This window comes from Pseudomonas kielensis, from assembly GCF_014236655.1.
GTDB classification, from domain to species: Bacteria; Pseudomonadota; Gammaproteobacteria; order Pseudomonadales; family Pseudomonadaceae; genus Aquipseudomonas; species Aquipseudomonas kielensis.
Genome location: NZ_JACMYG010000108.1, coordinates 1 through 413, shown reverse-complemented (window position 1 = coordinate 413; position 413 = coordinate 1). Strand labels below are relative to the sequence as shown.

At 60.8% G+C, this 413-nt stretch carries 1 protein-coding gene; it reads right to left on the bottom strand.

The genetic code is table 11. The features are described from left to right. The coding region (locus H7995_RS28230; RefSeq protein ID WP_244647845.1) for a DUF2931 family protein at positions 1-391 on the bottom strand (391 nt) is incomplete at its 3' end. Between the last annotated feature and the right edge of the window lie 22 nt (positions 392-413).

The following is a 413-nucleotide window of genomic DNA, read 5'->3' as shown; positions in this document are numbered from 1 at the left end:
CCGGCTTGACCATCTCGTCGCGCACCCATTGCGGAATCGGGATGCGGATCTTGTAGGCTTGCGGCTCCACCAGCGATTGCCAGCGCAGGAAAATCCGCTCCGGCAGGTCGACGTTGCTCACGGGCATCATCGACCCTCCACCCTTGTGCCACCCTTCTGGTTTGCGGGTATAACTTGCGACGCCTCCAGACACATGAAAAAACGCCAAGCCACGCTGATCCAACACATCTACGGTCTCGACCCAGACTTCCATAAAGCGCGGTGCGGCGAGACCGACGTACCAACTGCTGTAGGGCAGCTTGGGAGGTGCGGGCGACTTAGGCCCGCTGGCGCAGGCGCACAGGCTGAACAGCAGGGCAACCAGCACGGTCTGGCGCTTGAGTGGAGTCAACTTACCAAGTGCCATAGGGGAT